Origin of the sequence: Proteus sp. HMSC14B05, from assembly GCF_001808035.1 — a bacterium.
Taxonomy (GTDB): domain Bacteria; phylum Pseudomonadota; class Gammaproteobacteria; order Enterobacterales; family Enterobacteriaceae; genus Proteus; species Proteus mirabilis.
Genome location: NZ_KV792002.1, coordinates 1 through 22398 on the forward strand (window position 1 = coordinate 1; position 22398 = coordinate 22398).

At 38.4% G+C, this 22398-nt stretch carries 19 protein-coding genes and 1 tRNA gene; 14 read left to right on the plus strand and 6 right to left on the minus strand.

The window, feature by feature from the left end; all coding sequences use genetic code 11:
• From HMPREF3129_RS16110 to HMPREF3129_RS16125, 4 genes are all read right to left on the minus strand, one after another.
• Nucleotides 1–1632, minus strand: a 1632-nt coding sequence (locus HMPREF3129_RS16110) for a hypothetical protein (protein ID WP_217630736.1), incomplete at its 3' end; no start/stop codon positions are given.
• A gap of 110 nt (nucleotides 1633–1742) precedes the next feature.
• Nucleotides 1743–2609: a YjjW family glycine radical enzyme activase gene (locus HMPREF3129_RS16115; RefSeq protein WP_036895610.1), complete on the minus strand. Its 867-nt coding sequence runs from the start codon at nucleotides 2607–2609 to the stop codon at nucleotides 1743–1745.
• Nucleotides 2581–4122, minus strand: coding sequence for a YjjI family glycine radical enzyme (locus HMPREF3129_RS16120; RefSeq protein ID WP_004245670.1), 1542 nt, complete (start codon nucleotides 4120–4122; stop codon nucleotides 2581–2583). The genes HMPREF3129_RS16115 and HMPREF3129_RS16120 overlap by 29 nt, the downstream gene beginning before the upstream one ends.
• A gap of 238 nt (nucleotides 4123–4360) precedes the next feature.
• Entirely contained in the window at nucleotides 4361–5053 is a 693-nt protein-coding gene (locus tag HMPREF3129_RS16125; RefSeq protein ID WP_070487141.1) for a YtjB family periplasmic protein, read from the minus strand.
• A gap of 109 nt (nucleotides 5054–5162) precedes the next feature.
• Here HMPREF3129_RS16125 and serB point away from each other — a divergent pair, with 109 nt between their 5' ends.
• The 9 genes from serB to HMPREF3129_RS16170 all read left to right on the plus strand — a co-directional run bounded on the left by serB (nucleotide 5163) and on the right by HMPREF3129_RS16170 (nucleotide 16726).
• Nucleotides 5163–6140, plus strand: coding sequence for a phosphoserine phosphatase (serB, locus tag HMPREF3129_RS16130; protein ID WP_036919048.1), 978 nt, complete (start codon nucleotides 5163–5165; stop codon nucleotides 6138–6140).
• 33 nt (nucleotides 6141–6173) lie between these two features.
• Nucleotides 6174–7565, plus strand: a complete 1392-nt coding sequence (gene radA, locus HMPREF3129_RS16135) for a DNA repair protein RadA (protein ID WP_004249295.1) — start codon at nucleotides 6174–6176, stop codon at nucleotides 7563–7565.
• Between the two features lie 11 nt (nucleotides 7566–7576).
• On the plus strand, nucleotides 7577–8821 hold the full coding sequence (gene nadR, locus HMPREF3129_RS16140; protein WP_070487143.1) for a multifunctional transcriptional regulator/nicotinamide-nucleotide adenylyltransferase/ribosylnicotinamide kinase NadR: 1245 nt from the start codon (nucleotides 7577–7579) through the stop codon (nucleotides 8819–8821).
• A 317-nt stretch (nucleotides 8822–9138) separates the two neighbouring features.
• On the plus strand, nucleotides 9139–10278 hold the full coding sequence (locus HMPREF3129_RS16145) for a YdcF family protein (protein WP_004250181.1): 1140 nt from the start codon (nucleotides 9139–9141) through the stop codon (nucleotides 10276–10278).
• Nucleotides 10279–10448: 170 nt separating this feature from the next.
• On the plus strand, nucleotides 10449–12008 hold the full coding sequence (locus HMPREF3129_RS16150; RefSeq protein WP_223302948.1) for an alpha/beta hydrolase-fold protein: 1560 nt from the start codon (nucleotides 10449–10451) through the stop codon (nucleotides 12006–12008).
• A gap of 209 nt (nucleotides 12009–12217) precedes the next feature.
• A complete protein-coding gene (gene phoA / locus HMPREF3129_RS16155; protein ID WP_004249299.1) occupies nucleotides 12218–13657 on the plus strand; it encodes an alkaline phosphatase in 1440 nt (479 codons plus the stop codon).
• A 428-nt stretch (nucleotides 13658–14085) separates the two neighbouring features.
• On the plus strand, nucleotides 14086–15723 hold the full coding sequence (locus HMPREF3129_RS16160) for a Na/Pi cotransporter family protein (protein ID WP_036919045.1): 1638 nt from the start codon (nucleotides 14086–14088) through the stop codon (nucleotides 15721–15723).
• Nucleotides 15720–16262 (plus strand): GNAT family N-acetyltransferase, encoded by a 543-nt coding sequence (locus HMPREF3129_RS16165; protein ID WP_004245658.1) that lies wholly within the window; start codon nucleotides 15720–15722, stop codon nucleotides 16260–16262. Before HMPREF3129_RS16160 ends, HMPREF3129_RS16165 begins: the two co-directional genes overlap by 4 nt.
• A 200-nt stretch (nucleotides 16263–16462) precedes the next feature.
• Nucleotides 16463–16726 carry a DUF1435 family protein gene (locus HMPREF3129_RS16170; RefSeq protein ID WP_004245657.1) on the plus strand — a complete coding sequence of 88 codons (264 nt, stop codon included), beginning with the start codon at nucleotides 16463–16465 and terminating at the stop codon, nucleotides 16724–16726.
• 85 nt (nucleotides 16727–16811) lie between these two features.
• On the opposite strand, the gene HMPREF3129_RS16175 is transcribed toward HMPREF3129_RS16170, so the two are convergent.
• Nucleotides 16812–16898 (minus strand) — tRNA-Leu (locus HMPREF3129_RS16175).
• A 199-nt stretch (nucleotides 16899–17097) separates the two neighbouring features.
• Here HMPREF3129_RS16175 and HMPREF3129_RS16180 point away from each other — a divergent pair.
• The gene (locus HMPREF3129_RS16180) at nucleotides 17098–17523 is read left to right on the plus strand and encodes a hypothetical protein (RefSeq protein ID WP_036919042.1); all 426 of its coding nucleotides are present in this window, start codon (nucleotides 17098–17100) and stop codon (nucleotides 17521–17523) included.
• 119 nt (nucleotides 17524–17642) lie between these two features.
• Here the strand turns inward: HMPREF3129_RS16180 and rsmC are convergent, their stop codons facing one another.
• Nucleotides 17643–18656: a 16S rRNA (guanine(1207)-N(2))-methyltransferase RsmC gene (rsmC, locus tag HMPREF3129_RS16185; RefSeq protein WP_004249302.1), complete on the minus strand. Its 1014-nt coding sequence runs from the start codon at nucleotides 18654–18656 to the stop codon at nucleotides 17643–17645.
• A gap of 129 nt (nucleotides 18657–18785) precedes the next feature.
• Between rsmC and HMPREF3129_RS16190 the strand changes: the two genes are divergently transcribed.
• The 4 genes from HMPREF3129_RS16190 to HMPREF3129_RS16205 all read left to right on the plus strand — a co-directional run bounded on the left by HMPREF3129_RS16190 (nucleotide 18786) and on the right by HMPREF3129_RS16205 (nucleotide 22398).
• Nucleotides 18786–19196 carry a DNA polymerase III subunit psi gene (locus tag HMPREF3129_RS16190; protein WP_004245653.1) on the plus strand — a complete coding sequence of 137 codons (411 nt, stop codon included), beginning with the start codon at nucleotides 18786–18788 and terminating at the stop codon, nucleotides 19194–19196.
• A complete protein-coding gene (gene rimI, locus HMPREF3129_RS16195) occupies nucleotides 19165–19611 on the plus strand; it encodes a ribosomal protein S18-alanine N-acetyltransferase (RefSeq protein ID WP_004245652.1) in 447 nt (148 codons plus the stop codon). Before HMPREF3129_RS16190 ends, rimI begins: the two co-directional genes overlap by 32 nt.
• A 770-nt stretch (nucleotides 19612–20381) precedes the next feature.
• On the plus strand, nucleotides 20382–20735 hold the full coding sequence (locus tag HMPREF3129_RS16200) for a hypothetical protein (protein ID WP_036919037.1): 354 nt from the start codon (nucleotides 20382–20384) through the stop codon (nucleotides 20733–20735).
• A gap of 19 nt (nucleotides 20736–20754) precedes the next feature.
• Nucleotides 20755–22398: an McrB family protein gene (locus HMPREF3129_RS16205; RefSeq protein ID WP_049199376.1), complete on the plus strand. Its 1644-nt coding sequence runs from the start codon at nucleotides 20755–20757 to the stop codon at nucleotides 22396–22398.

Genomic DNA, 22398 nt, shown 5'->3' on the forward strand with positions numbered 1-22398 from the left:
GCGCTCTTGCTCCGCCTTTTCTTGCTCAGCTTGCTTATCTTTTTCATCTGCAATTTCTTGTTGTTCAGTATTGAAATATTTATCATCGATTTCATCATTTCTCCAAATAACTTGACGCCAGTTATTACGTTCATTAGTGGCTACACCATAAATGATTCTTCCATCATCTGAGATGGCATGTGCTTCTGAATCTTTTCCCCCGTCAAGTGTTCCTAAGTCATACATATGATTATTGAAATAAATAAAACCATGACGATGAAACATGATAAAGGCATGAGGACCAGTGCCTGTTAGATCTTTTGGAATGGTATTTAAGTTATACTCATCAGTTTCAGACCACCCTACAACATATTTACCATCAGCAGTAATATCAAGTGCTCTGGCATTTCTAAATCTTGCTTCTTCTTCTTTTTTAGAAAGATTACCAATATTGATGAGTTTATCATTAGAGAAGTCATAGAGTAGTGCTTGACTAAAAATTGCTGAAGAAGTTTTTGTTCTAGTAGGTAACTTAATTGCATAATTATAATGCCAAACATCTCCCCAGCCAACGCTATAGTTCCCATCTGCTGAGGTATCTGCAAGTTTTGTCGATCCAAATTCAGAGAGACTAAGTTCTCGTATAGGGCCTGATGCTGTTGTGATAAAGGCAACTTTAGGATATTCTCTATCCAGTAATTTCTTTTTAGGCAAATCTCGGTTTAGCTGGCCAATAAAGACTTGACCATTATCACTGATTTTTTGAATATCAACACCTCTTCTTTTTATTCCCTTTAAGAAAGGATATTCAGTAATTGGTGAAAGTAAAATTGCTTTTTCTGGATGATTAGCTAAATACTTATTAACGTTATCGAATGTTAATTCGAAGTCTTCTTTTTTATAGATATCATAAATATATAGTTTCTTTCTCTCATCACCTTTGTATTCATATAAAATAAAATTACCATCTTTCGTTAAATATCTAATCTCCATGTTTCTATCTAAAATAGAAAATGTATTGTTATATACGTTATAGGCAAATACATAACATCCATTGTATGTACCACAACCGATAGTATCTTCAAAAATACTATTATTTTTAACCATCTGCTCTAATCTGGCTCTAGCACCTGCAAAGGCATACCCAACAACAGTTTTACTATTTTTTGAAATATGGGAAAGGTAAAGAAGATCTAATTGCGGATTATTTTCTTTATTTATTTTTTTTATGGTTTTTCCGCCATCTATACTAATAAATAATTCATTTGGTAAGAGTTCTTCTGAGAAATAAACGGTTTCTCTAACATTATAATTAGGTATCTTTTTTTGAATATTACGTTCACCTTCATCAGCTATACGATTATATAATGAAAGTGTATCATCACTTATTGTTGCATATATGTAAGTGCTTCCAAACGGCGTCATTAACTGTTGGTTGTAACTATGCTTATCTAAGACACGGCCGTGGAGATGTTTAATGTATTCATATCTATTATGATTAAATTCATAATATTGACTTGCATTATTTGCAATGCTAAAAGGGTTATAAATTGAGTCTCCCATATCATTTATATTATAATTGCTGTAGCAATTAATAGGCCATATATAGAGAGGACACAATATATATAATATTGATTTATTTTTCATTTTCATTTTATATACCAAAAATAAGATTTTAACTGGAGGTTAACCTCTGTATTAATTAAAGTCAATTGGATAAAATGAAATGAATTTAATATATAATAATGAGTAAGGAATTATTATTATGTATATATATTTGGTGTTTTAATTAAATTTACTTTTCTAAGTATTAATTCATTTTGTAGATTTATGATTTGTTCTTTATTTGCGGAACGCCAATTCTTCGCTTCACCATATACGCCATGCTGATGAAACGCATTAATACGAATTGTAATTGATTCACCAAGTGAATTAATAAAATGAGAAAGCGGTTCTATATTCTCTAAATAATCGGTTTTTTCTGGAATATATAAAAGGCGTAATTCTGCAAGTAAATTATGCTCACTTAACCATTTGATTGATTTTTTAATACGTTGATTACTACGTCCGGTTAAATAAATATGTGTTTCTTCACTCCAACTTTTTAAATCAATCATCGCTCCATCCATAAAGGGGGCGATTTTTTGCCAACCATTAAGTGAAAGAGTGCCATTACTGTCAATTAAACAGGTAAGATGTCGAAGATCAGGGGCTTCTTTGATTGCTTTAAAATAATCAATTAAAAATGGAAGTTGTAACGTAGATTCCCCGCCACTAACTGTTACCCCATTGATAAAGGCTGCATATTTACGCGTAATTGCAATTAGTTCATCAACCGTATAGGTCAATGTCATAGGGCTTGATTGGCGAGGACATTGCTGAATACAAGTATCACATTGCTCACAGCTGTCAGCGTTCCAATTTATTACACCGTTTTGTAATGAAAGCGCTTGCTGTGGGCAAGTGGCAATGCAATCCCCGCAGTTATCACAAATCCCCATAGTGTAGGGATTGTGACAGTTCTTACAGCGTAAATTACATCCTTGTAGGAAGATGGCGAGGCGATTGCCTGGGCCATCAACACAAGAAAAAGGCAGTATTTTATTTATCGAAGCGCATCTGCTGTTCATGGCTAATCACTCGTGGTTTTCGTTCAGCAATATGGCAATTGGTTGTTGCTTCATCTCCTAACCAAGTTGTATTTAGGCGAGAGCCTTCTTCTTTATATTTTTTTAAATCAGATAACCGCACCATATACCCAGTGACACGGACTAAATCATTGCCACCCACATTAGCGGTAAATTCACGTAATCCGCAAGAAAACGCCCCTAAGCACAGTTGCATTAAGGCATCAGGATTTTGTTTGATAGTTTCATCCACGGTTAAAATATCACTAATACCTGAAGTATAAAATTGATGGTGGGGGGCAACGGTCATTAAATGAGTAACAGGATCAGGCTCTGTTCCATAAGGAATTCGGGTCGCCGGTGTAGTACCAATATCAGAACTTATGCCTGATTGAGCATGTAACATGGCACGCTGTTTCCAACCATATTTTACAGGAGTCTGTGCAACAAATTGGGCCAGTTTTTCACTAATAATATAGCTAAGTTTATTGGCCGCTTCGCTATGACCATAGTTTGCTGTATGACCTTCTTTCTCAAGTAATAGAGAAACTGCTTCAGCCATACCATAAATGCCAAACATCGGGGCAAAACGATCGGGTGAGATCAAACCTTCTTCTACTAAAAAGCTTTGTTGAAAAAAGTTTGATTTTTCATAGAGGAATTCGCAACGAGCATTGATGATCTCGATTTGTTTTTGCATATAAAACGGCAATACATTCTCTAGAAAGTCGGCACTATTTTGGCTGCGCTTTGCTACTTCTTTGAGATTGATACGAACTAAAGTGCTACCGCCACCACTTTGCGGTAGAGAGTTATAACAACTAACAATACCGTATTCATCTTTACCAAATACAGCATCTTGCAATGTACCGTTAGCAATATGGGGTTTACTACTATGACAAATATTGGTGATTGCTTGGTGCAATAAATCAGAAGGTGTTAGTGCCGCGTCATAAATAAAGGTGAGATTCGGGGCTACTTGTTGAAGTTCAACATCTACCTTAAGAATTAAACGTGTAATGATAGAGTCTTCGGGGCCAATATTAGCGTGCATAAAGGCATCAGGAAGGGTTCTATCAAGATAGCGCCAGAAACGCTTTAATTTTGGATAGAGTTGCTCTTGCGTCAAATTCCCCACATAAGGTAGTAAGATTTTATCAATACGACCTAAATAAACCGGCATTGAAGTGACTGAAGGAACATGATGATAAAGGATAGTCAGCATATTTAGCGCATCATCAAAATCTTGGGCAGGTTCAAGCTCTAAATAGCGCGAGCCTTGTGCTAAGAATTTCGCGTAATCAGGTAATACATAACGTGGTTTATAAGGGGCATGACCTTCATACATATCGCAGATAACCCGTTCATTTAGCGCAAGGCTCGCCTCGTTAGATAATGTCGGGTATGGCAACATATTTTCCGCTTCTAATGCTAGAAAATGACGTTTTTGTTCGGGGGAAAGGGTTGGATTTTCTACGATTTGTTGACAACGTTGGATAACAGATTGTTCAGTCATAACCACCTCAGCAACTCAAGAGCAAAAGAAAGATGTAAGATTTATTTATCGTATTAGGTTAATAAATTGACTGAGATTTACTGTGATTTTAAACAAAGCCCATTCAAAGTTTAAGGGAATAGCACGAAAATACGTATAAATTAGATATATCTAAAATAATTTAACCTATTTTAGATAGAAACATAGACATGAAGGTGAGTACTAATGACTCACCTTATTATGTTAATTTGTGGCAGTGTTATTTAACTTCAGATCTATTTTCTGTTTCTTTTTGCTGATCACTTTTTTGTTCATCATCTTCTTTTTCATGACGAGTGGGTAAACTTGCGGTTAATAAATAGGGCGATTGCTGCCAATGCACTGGTGTTAATTGCAATAAGCTGTGGGACAGTAAAAAACCAATCGCCAGAGCAACCAATAGCATCACACGCAATAAATTGGTGGTGTTATCGACTTGGCCAGATTCTGTGACAAGTTGGTGTGTATCTAACGTCAATCTTAGAAAACCCTTTGGCTGATCTTGACCAGGGATAGGCACCCCCAGCTGATGATTAAAAGAACCGCCACTTTTTTGTCCTTCTAAGGCCAATCGCTCTTTTACCGTCACATTTTCACCACTATGCGCTATTTGTGTGCCATCTTGCCAATAAAGACTTGCATCCAGTACCCGACTATCGTGAGTTAGATGATTTAAATTAGCTATAATGTGTGGATTTACGTTATCTTTGCTACTGTCATCCATATAATTGGATAATGAGAAGGCAACTTGTTCTGCCAGTGTTTTGGCAAGCTCTTCAAACTGGGTGATACGGGCGTGCTGATTTGCACGGCTAAAATAAGAGGCACCTTGCATCAAAAAAGCCAATAATGCGATACAAATCAGTATAATCGCGGTTTTTTGTAGTTTGAATTTTAGTTTATCTTTAAGCATGTTCAACCTTTTGCGTAAGCAAGTATGTGCATGTTGCCAGATGAGTCGCAGATAGAATAGGCTGAATAACAATTATTTTGTTCAGACAGGGGAAAACAGGAGAATAAGTATGTCAAATAGTCTGACCTATTGCTATTTACCGGATGAGATCCGTAAATGGCCAGGTCTACCGCTATCACTCAGTGGTGAAGAAGTGATGCCACTGGATTATCGTGCAGGCGATAGCGGATGGTTACTTTATGGACGAGAACTTGATAAAAAAAGAATAAGTGAGTTCCAGCATAAATTAGGTATGGCTATTGTGGTGGTTTCTTCATGGCGTATTGATGATTACCAAGTGGTACGTATTGCGGGAAGTTTAACCCGTCGTATTCGTCGGTTATCTGATGAATGTGGTTTAGATGTTGTACCCTTTGGGCAGATCCCACGTTTACGCTCTCCGGGACTTTTAGTGATGGATATGGATTCCACGGCTATTCAAATTGAGTGTATTGATGAAATCGCTAAACTGGCCGGTGTCGGTGATAAAGTGGCCGAGATAACGGAGCAAGCGATGCAAGGTGAAATGGATTTTAGTGAAAGCCTAAAATTGCGTGTTGCACAATTAGCGGGAGCTGATGCGAATATTTTACAAAAAGTAATGGATAATTTACCTCTGATGCCCGGGTTAACAAGTTTAGTGCGTAAGCTTCAGGCAATGGATTGGCAAATTGCGATTGCATCAGGGGGATTTACTTATTTTGCTGATAACCTAAAACAGCGATTACGTTTAGTTGCAGCGGTTGCTAATCAGCTAGAAATTAAAGATGGTAAATTAACGGGCAAAGTCAAAGGCCCTATTGTTGATGCTAAATATAAAGCGCAAGTGCTTACACGCTTAGCTAAAGATTTAGATATACCGCTGGAACAAACCATTGCGATAGGTGATGGCGCAAACGATCTTAAAATGCTTAGAAAGGCGGGTTTAGGTATTGCCTACCATGCCAAACCTAAAGTATATGCACAAGCCAAAGTAGCTATTCGTCATGCTGATTTAATGGGTGTGATGTGTATTTTAAGTGCAGGATTAAAGCACGAAGAACGATAAGTTTTCAGTCAAGAAAATAACGGGGAGAGCAGTGTGGCAAAAGCAGCCAAAAGAGCCTTTGTATGTAATGAATGTGGTGCCGATTACCCGCGTTGGCAAGGACAATGTTCTGCGTGTCATGCGTGGAATACCATTACGGAAGTGCGCCTTGCGGCGGCACCTTCTGCCCGTAACGATCGTTTTAGCGGTTTTGCCGGAGATGCGAAAGGAATAAGCCGTGTTCAAAAGCTCTCTGAAATTAGCCTTGAAGCATTACCTCGCTTTTCGACAGGATTTAAAGAATTTGATCGTGTGTTAGGCGGAGGGGTTGTGCCGGGAAGTGCCATTTTAATTGGCGGAAATCCGGGGGCAGGTAAAAGTACACTATTACTGCAGACCATGTGTCGTTTAGCCACTGAAATGAAAACCTTGTATGTCACGGGAGAAGAGTCATTACAGCAGGTTGCCATGCGGGCGCACCGCTTAGGTTTACCAACAACCGAATTGAATATGTTGTCAGAAACCAGTATTGAACAAATTTGTTTAATTGCTGCTCAAGAGCAACCTAAATTAATGGTCATTGACTCGATCCAAGTAATGCATATGGCCGATATTCAATCTTCCCCGGGCAGTGTGGCACAGGTACGAGAGACAGCCGCTTATCTGACTCGTTTTGCTAAAACGAATGATATTGCCATTATTATGGTGGGTCATGTCACCAAAGATGGCACATTAGCGGGACCTAAAGTATTAGAACACTGTATTGACTGCTCAGTGATGCTTGATGGTGAAACAGACTCACGTTTTAGAACATTGCGTAGTCATAAAAACCGCTTTGGTGCGGTGAATGAGTTAGGTGTTTTTGCCATGACCGAACAAGGTTTACGCGAAGTGAGTAATCCATCGGCTATCTTTTTAAGTCGTGGTGATGAAGTGACTTCAGGTAGTTCTGTTATGGTGGTGTGGGAAGGAACACGGCCATTACTGGTGGAGATCCAAGCGTTAGTCGACCACTCTATGTTATCAAATCCTCGCCGTGTTGCGGTGGGATTAGAGCAAAATCGCTTAGCAATATTATTAGCGGTTTTGCATCGTCATGGTGGTTTACAGATGTCTGATCAAGATGTCTTTGTTAATGTCGTTGGCGGTGTCAAAGTAACCGAAACTAGTGCAGATTTAGCTTTATTACTATCATTAGTATCGAGTTTTCGTAATCGTCCTTTACCGCGTGATTTAGTTATTTTTGGTGAGGTAGGACTCGCGGGAGAAATTCGTCCTGTACCAAGTGGACAAGAGCGAATTGCAGAAGCAGCAAAACACGGTTTTAAACGTGCTATTGTGCCTAATGCGAATATGCCAAAGAAAAATCCACCTGATATGAAAGTGTATGGTGTGAAGAAACTATCAGATGCGTTATCTGTACTTGATGATTTGGACGACTTCTAAAGGAGTAAATCATGGGATCTTTTGATTATATCAAACAGGCAATAAAAAAGAATGGCTATACCTTACAGCAAGTTGCCGATGAAAGTCAGATGACAAAGGGCTATCTTAGCCAGCTTATTAATAACAAAATCAAAAGCCCCAGTGCACAAAAAATGTCCGCATTACACCAATTTTTGGGATTAGAATATCCATTACAACAGAAAACCATTGGGGTGATTTTTGGTAAATTCTATCCTCTTCATACTGGGCATATTTATTTAATTCAACGAGCTTGTAGTCAAGTGGATGAATTGCATGTCATTTTATGTCATGACGAACCTCGTGATAAAGAGCTATTTATCAATAGTGCGATGTCACAACAGCCGACGGTAAGTGATAGGTTGCGCTGGTTATTACAAACTTTTAAGTATCAGAAAAATATTCGTATTCATGAGTTTAATGAACATGGTATAGAGCCTCAACCTCATGGTTGGGAAATGTGGAGTGAGGGTATCAAAGCCTTTCTACAAGAAAAACAAATCGCGCCGGATTTTATCTATACCAGTGAACGAGAGGACGCCAGTCAATATGAAGCATTTTTAGGTATTGAAACGGTACTGGTCGATCCTGAGCGCTCGTTTATGAATATTAGCGGTAGTCAAATCCGTCAAGCGCCATTTAAATATTGGGTATATATTCCTACCGAAGTAAAACCTTTTTTCGTGCGTACAGTGGCTATATTAGGTGGTGAATCGAGTGGCAAATCGACCTTAGTAAATAAGCTTGCCAATATTTTTAATACAACCAGTGCGTGGGAATATGGCCGTGATTATGTCTTCTCTCATTTAGGAGGAGACGAAATGGCATTGCAGTATTCTGATTATGATAAAATAGCTTTAGGTCATGCCCAATATATTGATTTTGCAGTTAAATATGCTAATAAAGTCGCATTTATCGATACTGATTTTGTAACAACACAGGCTTTTTGTTTACGCTATGAAGGAAAAGAACATCCTTTTGTACAGGCATTGATTGATGAATATCGTTTTGATTTAGTTATTCTGCTAGAGAACAATACGCCATGGGTTGCCGATGGTTTACGTAGTTTAGGGAGTGATAAAGAGCGCCGTCGTTTTCAAACATTGTTGATAGAGATGTTAGATAAAAACAATATTGAATATGTCAAAGTAGATCCTCCTGATTATGATGAGCGTTTTCTTCGTTGTGTCGAATTAGTCAGGGAATTGCTGATGATGCAATCAAAGCATATCGAATAAGTATTTTTCAAAACGCCATTAATTGGCGTTTTTTATTTATTGCTAGCTATATAATCACAATAAGAATGAAATTTTTGTTTAAACCTAAAGTATGGATAAAAACGGCTGTTCATTAAGCGATTAGCATAATAATGCTATTTTTTTCAAATTAGTGAAAATGATTACTGCAAATTAATGGTAGATCTCTATGATAAAAGTTAGGTATAGATATATCGGTGTGTATTTCTTTTTCTCTTAAGTGTGAGGAGTCACACACTTTGTCTTCATAAGCTTAACCAATTGAAGAAACAGATTTATTTTCGCAAAAGGACAAGATAATGGCGCAACCTTCCCGTATTTCACTTCAGATCAAAAAAACAGTTATTTCATTAGCCATTGCTGCTTTAGGCTTTACGGCTTCCTCTTCTGCATTGGCTTATCAAAAAGTCCATCAACCCGATAATAGCTATCAGCAATATATTTCTCAGCGCCAAACGGTAGATATGTTGATCCAAGATGCATTAGAGGCATTTAAATCGCCAGCGCGTGTTTCTGACGCTGGATTTACGGGAAAACTACCTTCTAATATGGAAGTCGTAGCACAAAAGCTACAACAAGCTTATAAATTAGAGCCTTATCGCTTAGATTTACTATTTAGTGCCGCCAGTGCTTATGTCTATAACAATCAAATAGAGCGCGCGGTAACGATTTATAAACAAATTTTAGAAGCCGCACCGGATGATATTGATGCATTAATTTATGTGACTTCTTGGACGCGTTTTGAAGGTAAAGATAAAGAAAGTGAAGCCTATTTTAACAAGTTAAAATCCCTTAATCCGGCAAAAGCTGAAGAGCTAAGCCGCTTTTTTGCTCAAGTTGATCGTGTAAGCAAAATGCCATTAAGTGATAAGTTAACGCCAGCAGATTTGGCAACGCTAAATAAAACCAAAGGAAATAATGCCATTGTGACATTGGGTTATGCACTTAATCCAGATGGTACGATGAATCAGATCTTGATTGATCGTTTAAATAAAACCCTTGAAGTCGCAAAACAGTTACCTGATGCAATGATTGTTGTGACAGGTGGTGTGCCGAAAGCACATCAAACTGAAGGTAAATTAATGGCGGATTGGTTAGTTAAAAAAGGTATTCCCGCAGAGCGAATTTTCCAAGACAATTATGCACGCTCAACGGTGGAGAATGCGTTATTTAGCCGTTATGCATTAACTAAACACCGAATTAAAACAGCGGTGATTATTAGCTCTGGTAGTCATGTTCGTCGTGCTGATGTTATTTTTACGGTTGCGAGTTGGCAAAGTGGCCCCAGTGATATCACTTATTTAACGGTTGTAGCCCCCGATAAGCCATTAGCTGAATTACAAAAAACATCAAAATCTGATTTACAAGGTATTTATCGCGATGGCTTAAAAGCATTGGGATTATGGAGCTTCCGTAGTTATCCATTAGAAGAACGTTGATAGACCCTTTGAATATTATTTTGCTACTAAAACTCCACAAGAAAACCAAAAGATTGTGGAGTTTTTTTATTATTCTAAGTGATCAAATTCATGCACCAATAAATCCTTATTGAATTGATAACAATTATCATTACTATAAGTTCTTACCTAAATTATAATGAGAAAATACAGTGAGAACTCCTCTAATGATCTGCGCATTGATGGCCTCTTTTTCTAGTTTCGCCAATTGCTTATCAATAACAGAAAATAAAGAAATAACAGGCCAGTTTAATCACGATAAGGCACTCTGTTTTTCTACACATTTACAGAGCCAGCGTTATGCTGAGTTAGATGTTAAAGGTATACAAAATCTGCAATTAGCAAACCAAGATGGCACTCATATTCGTCGCTTATTAAAAGATGTGCCCGTTGATGGACAACAACAAAAGATACGCTTCCTATTACCTGAAACGGCAAATTATCAGTTTATTGCCCAAGGAGAAGTTGGGGTACAGTGGCATATCACACTGAAAACATACCCTTATCAGCCTTTAGATAAAGATGCGGGTATAGCATTAACTAGCCCTAGATTGCAAATGCTGGCACAAGATCTCACCGCCAGCAATATACAGTTATTCTGGCAACAGATACAGCAAGAGGGAACTCCCCTTGTTGAACCTTACGATAATCATAACAAGCGCGTGACTTTTTTATGGCAAGGTGCGCAATCTAATGTATATCTATTGGGATCGCCTGCAGGTGATCATGATCCGTTAACGCGTTTAGCCAATAGTGATATTTGGTATCGTAGTTATATCGTGCCTAACGATACATTAATGCAATATAAATTAGCACCAGATGTGCCAGTCATTGAAAATGCAACAGCTGCACAGCAGCGCCGTGCTATTTTAACGACGGCACAGGCCGATCCTTTTAATCTTCACCCTTCACCAAGTAAAGCGGACGATCGCTATAATTACTTTTCATTGCTGTCACTTGATTATCCCCGTGAATGCCAGTTGCCAGATATCTTAGATAGGGCAATGAATGGCAATACATCAATCAGTCGTTTTCATAGTGAAATTTTAAATAATGATCGAGAGATTGCGCTTTATTTACCCGCACAGAAAATGACGACACCGCGGCTATTGGTGCTATTTGATGGACAAATTTATCGCCAACAATATGGCATAGACCGGTTTTTTGATAAGTTGATTGAAGAGGGGAAATTACCTCCTATTGCTATCTTATTTGTCGATAGTATCGATAGTGATCGTCGTAGTGTTGAATTACCACCTAATCCTGATTTTCACCGCTTTTTAGCGGATGAACTTTTGGTTTGGTTAGAGCAAGAGAAAGGCCTGCAAGTAGCCGCTAAGGAAACTATAGTCTCAGGCTCAAGCTATGGGGGGTTAGCCTCTGCATGGGTGGCATTTAACCGTCCTGATCGCTTTGGGAAAGTGCTTAGTATGTCCGGCTCTTATTGGTGGGCGCCAGAAAACGAAGCCCCAGAATGGTTAATTCGCCAATATCAACAGGCGGATAAAAAACCATTACAGTTTTTCTTAGAGGCTGGGTTATTTGAGTCTCGTGAAGGCACTGGAGGAATATTAAATAATAATCGCCAATTAAAGCAGGTTTTACAGCAAAGGGGCTATCCTGTGCAATCGCTAGAGATGGCGAGCGGGCATGATTATATCTCTTGGTGTGAGGCGCTTTATATTGGCACAAAAGCGTTAACTAACGATTAATTATTCATCTTTTTTATCTTAAAGGGATGTGAGTGGTGGTGAACTACACATCCTTTTTCTTTAGGCTAATTTGTCATTTATTTGCCATAAAGCTGTCATCTAAATCGCTTTTTTCTTTCATCTGTTTGTCATTTTACTCTCGTAAGCTCTTTGTGACTTAAAACATAAACCCCAAAATTCTTTATTTTTTTGCGTGCAAGGAAAAAGCTATGTCTCTACGTTATCAACGTTCTGCGTTATCTGTAGTCGTCGCAACACTCTTTACAAGCGTGGGTTTCTCTTCTTTTGCAGCCCCCGTCACTGCCGATACTATTTTGGCGCAAGATCGCGCAGCAAAAGGTAATATTACGGAATTTGGTGGTGCTCGTCGTATAACCTCAGATCAAACTGAAGCATTAAAAGCAGCACTTAATAATCATCAAGCTAAAAATGTGATCCTATTTATCGGTGATGGGATGGGGGATTCTGAGATAACGGTAGCACGTAACTATGCCGAAGGGGCTGGTGGCTTCTTTAAAGGAATTGATGCGTTACCGATGACCGGCCAATATACTCATTATTCTTTAGATAGAAAAACACAAAAACCTAATTATGTAACAGATTCGGCCGCATCAGCAACAGCATGGGCTTCAGGGGTTAAAACCTATAATGGGGCATTAGGGATTGATGTATTTGGTAAAGATCACCAAACGATTTTGGAATTAGCAAAAGCGAATGGTAAAGCGACGGGGAATGTCACTACCTCTGAAATCCAAGATGCAACACCGGCTGCGCTATTTTCACATGTTACTGGGCGTAAGTGTTATGGGCCTGTAGAAACGTTAGCAAAATGCTCAACGAATGCGCTAGAAAATGGCGGTAGAGGTTCAATCTCTGAGCAATTGTTAGTGACTCGTGCAGATATTACACTGGGAGGGGGCGCGAAAAGTTTTGCTCAAACAGCAACGGCCGGTGAATATAAAGGGAAAACGCTCGAGCAACAAGCGATAGAGCGTGGCTATCAAATTGTGAAAGATGCTAAATCGTTAGAGGCGATTACGCTAGCAAATCAAGACAAACCTGTGTTAGGTCTATTTCATGACGGTAATATGGCCGTCGCTTGGGAAGGGCCAAAAGCCACTTATCAAGGTAATTTAAAGAATCCTCCTTTAGAGTGTAAACCGAATTCAAAATTAGACCCGAATGCACCAACATTAGCGCAAATGACCAAAAAAGCGATTGATTTGCTGAAAACGAATGAAAATGGTTTCTTCTTACAAGTTGAAAGCGCCTCAATTGATAAACAAGATCATAATGCTAATCCTTGTGGTCAAATTGGTGAAACGGTGGCATTAGATGAAGCGGTACAAATTGGTTTAGATTTCGCTAAACAAAATGGTGATACGCTTATTATAGTGACCGCAGATCACGCTCACTCTAGTCAAATTATTGAAGCTGATGTGAAATCAAGTGGCTTAACACAAGCATTGATTACCAAAGATGGCGCTGTCATGGTGGTGAATTATGGTAACTCAGAAACGGATTCACAAGAGCATACTGGCGCGCAATTACGCGTTGCCGCTTATGGCCCACATGCTGCTAATGTCGTAGGGTTAACAGACCAAACAGATCTTTTCTTTACTATGCGCGATGCGATGGGATTGAAATAACCTTGATAAGGTGACTGAATTGTAGTCTGTCTGAAATGTAGTTGAATTGTCTTACTAAAATTGTTGTATTTTCACGCGACTTAGAGAGATACCCTCAAGTCGCGTTTTTTTCTATGATTTCTTTACAAAAAATAAGAAAACGATAATAAATCAAGACGTTATTTACAGTCTGATTTTGAAAGTTACTTTTTGTTTGCTATAATTAACAGAATTTACAATGATATTCTTATACTATTCTTAACTTCTTCATTGATTATTGCACTTAAGTCGCAATATCTTTTTGCCTAATAACGTCGTTTTGATTAGGGCGTTATCTATAAAAATCATTTTTCAGATATGGTTATCTGCGTAGGATCTCTCTCTTTTTTATGGCATTGAAGGAGAAATGAGCCAATAAACAACGATAAAAAATAAGGTGACTAATTTCTATGCTAACACTGCTTCATTTACTCTCATCCGTGGCACTTTTAGTCTGGGGAACACATATTGTTCGCACCGGTATTATGCGAGTGTTCGGCTCTGATTTGCGCCGAATTTTAGGTAAAAGTATTAATAAAAAATCGAATGCTTTTCTTGCTGGTGTCGGTGTTACTGCCTTAGTACAAAGTAGTAATGCTACGGCATTGCTAGTGATTTCGTTCGTCACTCAAGGTCTTATTTCTATTACACCCGCTTTGGTGATTATGCTAGGGGCTGATGTGGGTACAGCGCTAATGGCGCGGGTGCTGACATTCGATCTTTCGTGGTTATCACCGTTACTGATTTTACTGGGTGTCATGACTTTTTTAAGTCGTAAAAAAGAGCGTATCGGGCAACTGGGTAGAGTGGGAATAGGCCTTGGTTTAATTATCTTAGCATTACAACTGATTGTGACTTCTGCTGAGCCGATAACCCATGCCAGTGCAGTACAAGCTATTTTTACCTCTTTGAGCGGGGATACGATTTTAGCACTACTGGTCGGCGCTATTTTTGCGATGGTCAGTTATTCAAGCTTAGCGGCGGTATTACTTACCGCAACATTAAGTGCAACAGGCTTTATGCCTTTATATATTAGTTTATGTATTGTTATTGGTTCTAATATTGGTAGTGGATTGTTGGCATTAATCAGTAGCCGTGGTCAAAGTATTAGTTCACGTCAAGTCGTCATAGGAAGTCTGTTTTTTAAATTAATTGGCGCCTTGCTGGTATTGCCGTGGATCACCATCATTGCGACAAAAATCCAACAATATGATTTTTCCCCTGCGGAAGTGATTATCTATTTTCATGTGATTTATAACTTAGTGCGCTGTGTGTTGATGTTGCCGTTTGTGGGGCCAATGGCGAAATTATGTCAAAAATTAGTGCCGGAATTACCGGTTACTGGGACAGAAGTTGCACCTCGTTATTTAGATCCATCCGCCGTTGATACTCCCTCTTTAGCTATTGCTAATGCAGTCAGAGAGACATTACGGTTAGGGGATGTGGTTGAACAGATGTTGCAACGTTTTCAAGCCTTAATGGAAGGGGATCGTCTGCAAAAAAGGGAGATTAGCCAGCTAGAAGAGGAAGTGGAATTGCTCCATAGCAGTATTAAATTGTATATGGCACAAATTCAGCAGCATGATCTTGGTACTGAAGACTCTCGTCGCTGGGCAGAAATTATTGATACCGCGATGAATTTGCAACAATCTTCCGCTATCATAGCGCGTATGTCTGGTGAGGTGGTGAATAAAAGTTTAGATCATCACTTAAATTTATCGGAGGAAGGACGTCGTGAATTACAGACACTCCTTGAGCGTCTGCAAAGTAATCTGAATCTGGCGATGTCGGTGTTTGTTTCCGGCAATATGGAGCATGCGCGTAAATTACGCCGAGCAAAACATCGATTCCGTTTACTCAACCAACGTTACTCGTTTGCTCATGTAGAACGTCTTCATTTGCATAATATGCAAAGTATTGAAACCAGTTCGCTGCATACCAGTTTGTTGGGTGATATGAAACGGTTGAACTCCTTATTCTGTGCAGTGGCTTACCACGCATTAGAGCGGAGCGGGTCTTCTTCAGAACTGGTTAATCTTCAACAATGAAAAAAAATATTCGTCTATTAACACATAATGAAATCCCTCGCGTTTGGGAAATTGATAGAACAGAACTGATTGAAAGGCTATATGTTTTACAACAAGGGCAACTGGTGTTATCTGAACAGCGTTTTGATATGAAAGGCTGGCCTGAAGGTGAGGCAGAACATTATACCCCTGTTTTACTTGAAAGCGCTGAGCGCGGTGCCCCTTTTTGGGGAGTCTTTGAAGATGACAAGTTAGTCGCTGCTGCCAGTGTTGATCCACAGTGGCGAGGCCAAGATAACACCTTGTTACAGCTCTCTTTCTTACATATTAGCCACCAGCAGCGTGGGCAAGGATTAGCCCGTATATTGTTTGATTATTGTGTGGAATATGCGAAGCAAAAAGGGGCTAGCGGATTATATATATCCTCAACGCCTTCTGAAAATAGTGTTAATTTTTATCAGCATATGGGCTGTCGTTTAATTGATGTGCCTGATACTGAGCTTTATGAAAGAGAGCCTGAAGATATTCATTTAGTGCTTAATTTTAATAAAGAAGATTAATCACTTATTTTACATCATCATTTGATGACTCTAAAACGCTTTATCGTTGGCAGCGGTAAAGCGTTTTTTGTTTAACCTCTTTAAAATTAAGGTTATGGCTACTTTTTTTCTTGATAGACATTGAGTTAACCAATGTGTTATATAATAATGAAAATCATTATCATTATCATTATCATTATCATTAACGGGTGGTGACTCTCATGGCTAAATCAACACGTATCTCCTCTGTCTCTTCTTGGACATCTCGTATTAGTTTATGGGAAATGTTGGCCGTTGCTTCGTTATTTACTGTGATCACCCACTCTATTGCAGGAACAGCAGCATTTACATTGGTTCTTGTTATTTCTATGTTGCTATCTACCATTATGTTATTTCATAAGAAATTACAAATGTGGGTGATGATCCCCGCCGGCGTTGTGATCACCTATAGCTTAATGACCTTTTTTTTAACCTATCATGGGTAGATAACCGTAAATAAAGGCACGATAACATGCTGATAATAAAATGGAAGGAAGTAAATAAAGTAGGGTTTAACTCATCAGTCTGTTTTGGTGCGAAAGGGGGGACTTGAACCCCCACGTTCGTAAGGACACTAACACCTGAAGCTAGCGCGTCTACCAATTCCGCCACTCTCGCAAAACACAATATCTTAATAGATAGTCGGCGAATTTTATGCTTTTTAATTTTGGCGTCAATTATTTTTATCAATAGATTATCTTGGAGATAAAAATAAAACAGCGAGAGTTATAATATAAAATAGATAGATTCTATTTTTAGAACTAAGATAAATAATTATGACAAAAACCGATTATGCAGTAGGTTTATGAGGTTTTTTATGAAAAAAATCAATATATTGATTGTTATCTTGTTTGTGATTATATCAAGTAATGTATATGCGGAAATCTACAAAGATAAAAGTGGTCAGGTTATTGGTTCAACCCGTACAGGTAGTAACGGTCAGATCACCTATTTAAATAAAAGTGGTCAGGTTATTGGTTCAACCCGTATAGGTAGTAACGGTCAGATCACATATTTAAATAAAAGTGGTCAAGTTATTGGTTACGCCCGTAGAAGTAATAATGGTAATACCATCTACCTAAATAAAAGTGGTCAAGTCACAGGCTCTACCCGTACAAATAGTAACGGTGAGACCATCTATCTCAATAAAAGTGGTCAAGTCACAGGTTCAGCTCGCACAGACAGTAATGGTACTACCATCTACAGAGATAAAAGTGGTCAGGTTATTGGTTCAAAAAAATGATAATTTCGTTTGAAAATAAAAGTGTCTGCTATTAGATGACTGTTTTCAGTTATAAACAGAAGACCGCCAGTAGTTGAAAAATCAATTACTGGCGGTTTTTATAATAGTGCTGGTGATTACTATTTCTTGGTTGCTTGGTAAACTTTGAATTTACCTGTTGATGCAAGCACTTCATGAGAGCCAAACACGTGATCAAGAATATCTTGATAAGGTAAGAAAGCATTGGCAACAATACGCAGTTTACCGCCTTTTTTCAAAAAGTTAGGCGCGAGACGAATAATGTCTTCTGCAGCTTGATAGCTGGTACCTAAGCCATCATGGAAAGGAGGATTAGAGACTATCCAATCATAAGTTTCTTCTACCGCAGAATAGACATTGCTTGCAATAACCCGTCCTTCTAATTCATTAACGTTTAACGTGGCAATACTGGATGAAATAGCGGCTGCATTGACGTCACAGAGTGTGAGTTTTAACATCGGGTTTTTCTTGCCTAATACCGTGGCAATCACCCCACAACCACAGGCCATATCCAGTAAGTCACCTACCATTGCATCATCAAATGTAGAGAGTAATAATCGGCTGCCTTCATCTAATGCGGTTTGACTAAAAACACCGGGTAATGCCATCACCGTTAAATCGTCATAACGATAAGTTTGCCACCAGTTATTTCGATCAAAGAGTGTTTGATAGGTTAGTGAACCAAAAAAGAGGCTACAACGACGTGCTGAATCTATTTTTTTTAGCTTTGCTATACCATTCATTAATTCCGTAGCACTTTTTACACCACTACGGTTTTCGCCGACGATGAAGATTTCAGTATCGACAGATAAACTTGCACATAAGCTACGTAACTGAAAAGTTGCTTCATTCTTATTCTTAGGCCAAAAATAAATCAAAGTGTCGCAATATTTTACGAATGATTGATCTGCCGCTAAACCAAAAAATGCATTATCACCCATGGATTTGAGTAGCGGTAGCCACTGGTGATATTGATTTGTATAGGCTCTAACACTTTTGGCCTGAATTTGTGATGCTAGCGTGTCTTGAAGATCACCTGCTATGAGCACGTGCCTGTCTGCGAAATGATCTAGATGACGAAGAATAACTTCGCTGGCAGGGGACAATGAGGACATTATGATTATTACTCCTTAAAAAACATAAAACGCATGATATCAGATATAAAGAAACTGACGCTATTTATTGGCGTAGTTTATGCCCTCTGATACTATGTACCGTTGTTCTACACTTGATAGGTAAATATCATGAGCCGTAAAGACAGAATGTTAGCCCAACTTGGAATTCGTCAATGGGTACTTCGTAAGCCTGCTGTATTAAAAGGCGAACATTCTGTGCAATTTCCGGATACCACTCGTTTACTTATCATTACTGATGATGTTGTTGATCTAAATAACGGGCTTTTCTCTGATATTTTTAGCACTATGGGAATAGATAAAAGTGAAATCTATTGTATTACCTCAGAGGATGTGAGCCTGCTCACAGGATCATTTACACCAGCCTGTTGGCTATTAGGTACTGATATCACTCTACCTGCTCAATATACTTCTCTGAGAAGCCCTTCATTACATCAATTATATTTTGATGCCAATGCAAAACGCGATCTTTGGAAACAAATCTATCAACATGAAGACCATTTCCCCATTAAACCCTGCTGATTTACCTTTAGCATGGGAAATTGAAAAACTAAGTCATTCATTCCCTTGGAGCGAAGAAACATTCTATAGTAACCAAGGTGATCATTATTTTAATCTAAAAATTTGCATTGATAATATTATGGTAGGTTTTGCTATTACGCAATTAATATTAGATGAAGCAACGCTTTTTAATATCGCGATACATCCTGATTATCAAGGTAAAGGCTATGGAAAAGCATTGTTATTAGAACTTATTGATAATATTGAAAGAAAAGATATTGCTACATTATGGCTTGAGGTAAGAGAATCCAATCAAAAAGCATCTAATCTCTATGAATCTATAGGATTTAATTCAGTATCTGTACGTAAGAATTATTATCCAACAGCAACGGGAAAAGAAGATGCGATAATCATGGCTTATCCAATTAAATTCTAATTAAATACTTATTTAAGTTAAATTAAAGACGTCTTCTATTAGGCGTCTTTTTTTATTTTATGTGAAGTGAGTAGACTTTTATTCTTTTATTTAAATTTTACCTAATGGATATTTTGGTGAATAATTTTACTTTAGTTACAAGGGGTATTTAGTAAAACATATTGTGAGAATAATAAAGACAATATGAAGGGCGTTAAAATAAGTAAAACGCATGTTTACTTTAGTTCTTAAATTTATCGTTAGTTTATAAAAAGCCTATTAAGATAGGAAAATACATTCGTATTGTACATTTATTTGTTTCTAAACTAGAAAATCGCTACTGGTATCTATAAGTGAATCCCATCAAGTTGAGCCAACAAGTACCTCTGCGGATGGGGCCTGATATTTTATTACTGAGTTAATAGCTGGATTGGTCCTAACAAAAAAAACGCATCAAAGCATCACAGATGTTACTCGCATATCGAATTAGGTAAGCTTTCTCAGTTTTAGTTGAATTAGTTTAAAAAATATCAATTACACGGCGAATTTCGCCGTAAAATCCTAAAAAGATAAACTAGAGAAAGGAGGAACGCAATGGTTAGTCATTCCCAGCGCGAAACAGTGAAAGAGTCATATAAGCAGTCTCTTAAAACTCTTTTACCTTATGGTGTCAATGATCATCGCGGTGGATTTTTGAAGATCATTGACACAAGGAAGCACAACTTTCAGTAGAAAAGCATGACGATTGGCTCTCATATCCCTTCGAGGAATACAGTGTCGATAATACTACCGTGAGAGAAATCGATGAAGTCATCAATGTGCCAAATATTGGACCTGTCGTGGTGACTAGTCATGAACAGGAAAGGTCTGTTGAATGGTTTTCTGACAGAGTGCCCAAGCATCCTTGGAAGGCTTTGGCTTCAAGGTTATTTAGCTCATCATTGACAAAAGCAATTTTGCCTGAAAAGGTAGCTCTTCATAAGAACCAAAAATATAGTAACAAAGCTGATATTTGGCTGCACAGTAACAGTGATTTGCATTTTGTAGTCGTTCAGTCAGGAGCAATGAAGACTTTGGTTACTGTTTTCAGACTAAATAAGTCTCTCAAAAAATCTCAAAATGAAATCAAGATGTGTGTCCGATAATCCAGTAACAAGGGAATAAATGAAAAGTAGACTGAAAAACCTATATAAATATCTTATTGAGAACAGGAAACATGAAGTCAATGGATGGCACAAAGCCTATCGTGACTTTTACAGTCAGGTCGCTCAAATTCGTGAGCGAATCACATCTGGAGAAGGCTTGTCTCAAAATGATGAAGCTTTTCTGAAGCAGTTAATCTATGAGAAGAGCAACGGTATCGCTTCTCGCGGACAGTCTGTGTTGAGCAATGACAATTTCCAGTCATTCATTAAAAACAAGAATTTCATATCCGCATTAGAAAAATTTATATTGATTCCAAACAGTGAAAACTTCACGATTTTTTCTGATACGTGGTCTAACCAAGGTAAATCCAACAACCCTGTTCTCGTTAATCGAGTGGCTGCAGCTTGTACACTCGAAGTCTCCACAACGGTTGACTCCGGTAAATTCAATCAGGTTTTTAGTTGGCTTATACGCGAAGGAATAATTCCAGTATACCCAACAGAAGAAAATCAAAGTTGGTTTGCTAAAAACATTTTTCTATTAAAAAGCATCAAAAGCGAGTTTGATAATGAGCTTCGGGAAGGTAAAACTGATGAGTTTTATCTTAGTCAGTTTGTTTGGGTGCTTTACGAGAATTTGTCAAACCCATTCAGTTTAAAGAAGCAGATTATTAAATACGGGGCACCGGGGACAGGGAAAACTTATCAAGCACGCCTGCAAACTTCGCTCATGTTTGACATCTGGAAAGAGGAATTTGCTTCCAATAGCCGTCTCACACATGCAAGTCAGATTGAGTTGGTTCAATTTCATCCTTCTTTCAGTTATGAAGACTTTATGGAAGGGCTACGTCCGGTTTTGGGCAGTAATGGGAACTCTCAATTAAGGTTGCAAAATGGTGTTTTTAAAGAGTTTTGTCGAAGCGCTGGTAAGTGGGAAATCGATGTATATGGGCTTGGACTTGCTCAGAAGTGGGAGTCTCTTACTATCAAGGAACTTCTCCCGTTTAGAGAAAGGTTATCAGGTGAGCATTGGCGGGATGTTTTCGAAATATCAGATACATCCAAGCTTGTATCGGAAGCAGTACCACCATTTTTCTTTATAATTGATGAGGTAAACCGGGCTGAGTTATCTCGCGTTTTTGGTGAGTTAATGTACTGTCTGGAATACCGAGGCACTAGAGGTTGCGTTAAAACCCAATATGCCAATCTGAACAATGAACATACTGGTATGCTTAAGGACGCTAAAGGGTATTTGTTCTTCATTCCAACAAACATCTATCTTATTGGAACGATGAACACGATAGACAGAAGTGTCGAAAGTTTTGACTTCGCTTTACGTCGAAGATTCCGTTGGGAAGAAGTGGTGCCTGATATGGCGCTATTGAAATACCATTTGAACCAATTTTGCAAAGCTTGGCTGCCCCTGGTGGATAACCTTGAACGCTTGAATGAATTGATAGCTAAAGAGCCTTTGCTTGGTAATGATTACCAAATTGGTCATGCCTATTTGATGGACTTGAAGTATGCAACCAGCCTTACAGTTTCGGAAGTACGAGAGCGTGTATGGGATGATTGTATTCGTCCGTTATTACAGGAGTATCTTCGTGGAACGGGTAAGGAGACTGAACTGATTAGCTCCTTCGGAAAGGCGTTTGGGGTTTAA

Excerpts from the sequence above, each read along its gene's own strand:
- HMPREF3129_RS16180 (WP_036919042.1), top strand. The coding sequence starts at position 17,098 with ATGAAAAAAATCAATATATTGATTGTTATCTTGTTTGTGATTATATCA.
- HMPREF3129_RS16125 (WP_070487141.1), bottom strand. The coding sequence starts at position 5,053 with ATGCTTAAAGATAAACTAAAATTCAAACTACAAAAAACCGCGATTATA.
- HMPREF3129_RS16170 (WP_004245657.1), top strand. The coding sequence starts at position 16,463 with ATGGCTAAATCAACACGTATCTCCTCTGTCTCTTCTTGGACATCTCGT.
- HMPREF3129_RS16120 (WP_004245670.1), bottom strand. The coding sequence starts at position 4,122 with ATGACTGAACAATCTGTTATCCAACGTTGTCAACAAATCGTAGAAAAT.
- rimI (WP_004245652.1), top strand. The coding sequence starts at position 19,165 with ATGAAGACCATTTCCCCATTAAACCCTGCTGATTTACCTTTAGCATGG.
- phoA (WP_004249299.1), top strand. The coding sequence starts at position 12,218 with ATGTCTCTACGTTATCAACGTTCTGCGTTATCTGTAGTCGTCGCAACA.
- HMPREF3129_RS16190 (WP_004245653.1), top strand. The coding sequence starts at position 18,786 with ATGAGCCGTAAAGACAGAATGTTAGCCCAACTTGGAATTCGTCAATGG.
- nadR (WP_070487143.1), top strand. The coding sequence starts at position 7,577 with ATGGGATCTTTTGATTATATCAAACAGGCAATAAAAAAGAATGGCTAT.
- rsmC (WP_004249302.1), bottom strand. The coding sequence starts at position 18,656 with ATGTCCTCATTGTCCCCTGCCAGCGAAGTTATTCTTCGTCATCTAGAT.
- serB (WP_036919048.1), top strand. The coding sequence starts at position 5,163 with ATGTCAAATAGTCTGACCTATTGCTATTTACCGGATGAGATCCGTAAA.
- HMPREF3129_RS16115 (WP_036895610.1), bottom strand. The coding sequence starts at position 2,609 with ATGAACAGCAGATGCGCTTCGATAAATAAAATACTGCCTTTTTCTTGT.
- HMPREF3129_RS16160 (WP_036919045.1), top strand. The coding sequence starts at position 14,086 with ATGCTAACACTGCTTCATTTACTCTCATCCGTGGCACTTTTAGTCTGG.
- HMPREF3129_RS16145 (WP_004250181.1), top strand. The coding sequence starts at position 9,139 with ATGGCGCAACCTTCCCGTATTTCACTTCAGATCAAAAAAACAGTTATT.
- HMPREF3129_RS16205 (WP_049199376.1), top strand. The coding sequence starts at position 20,755 with ATGAAAAGTAGACTGAAAAACCTATATAAATATCTTATTGAGAACAGG.
- HMPREF3129_RS16165 (WP_004245658.1), top strand. The coding sequence starts at position 15,720 with ATGAAAAAAAATATTCGTCTATTAACACATAATGAAATCCCTCGCGTT.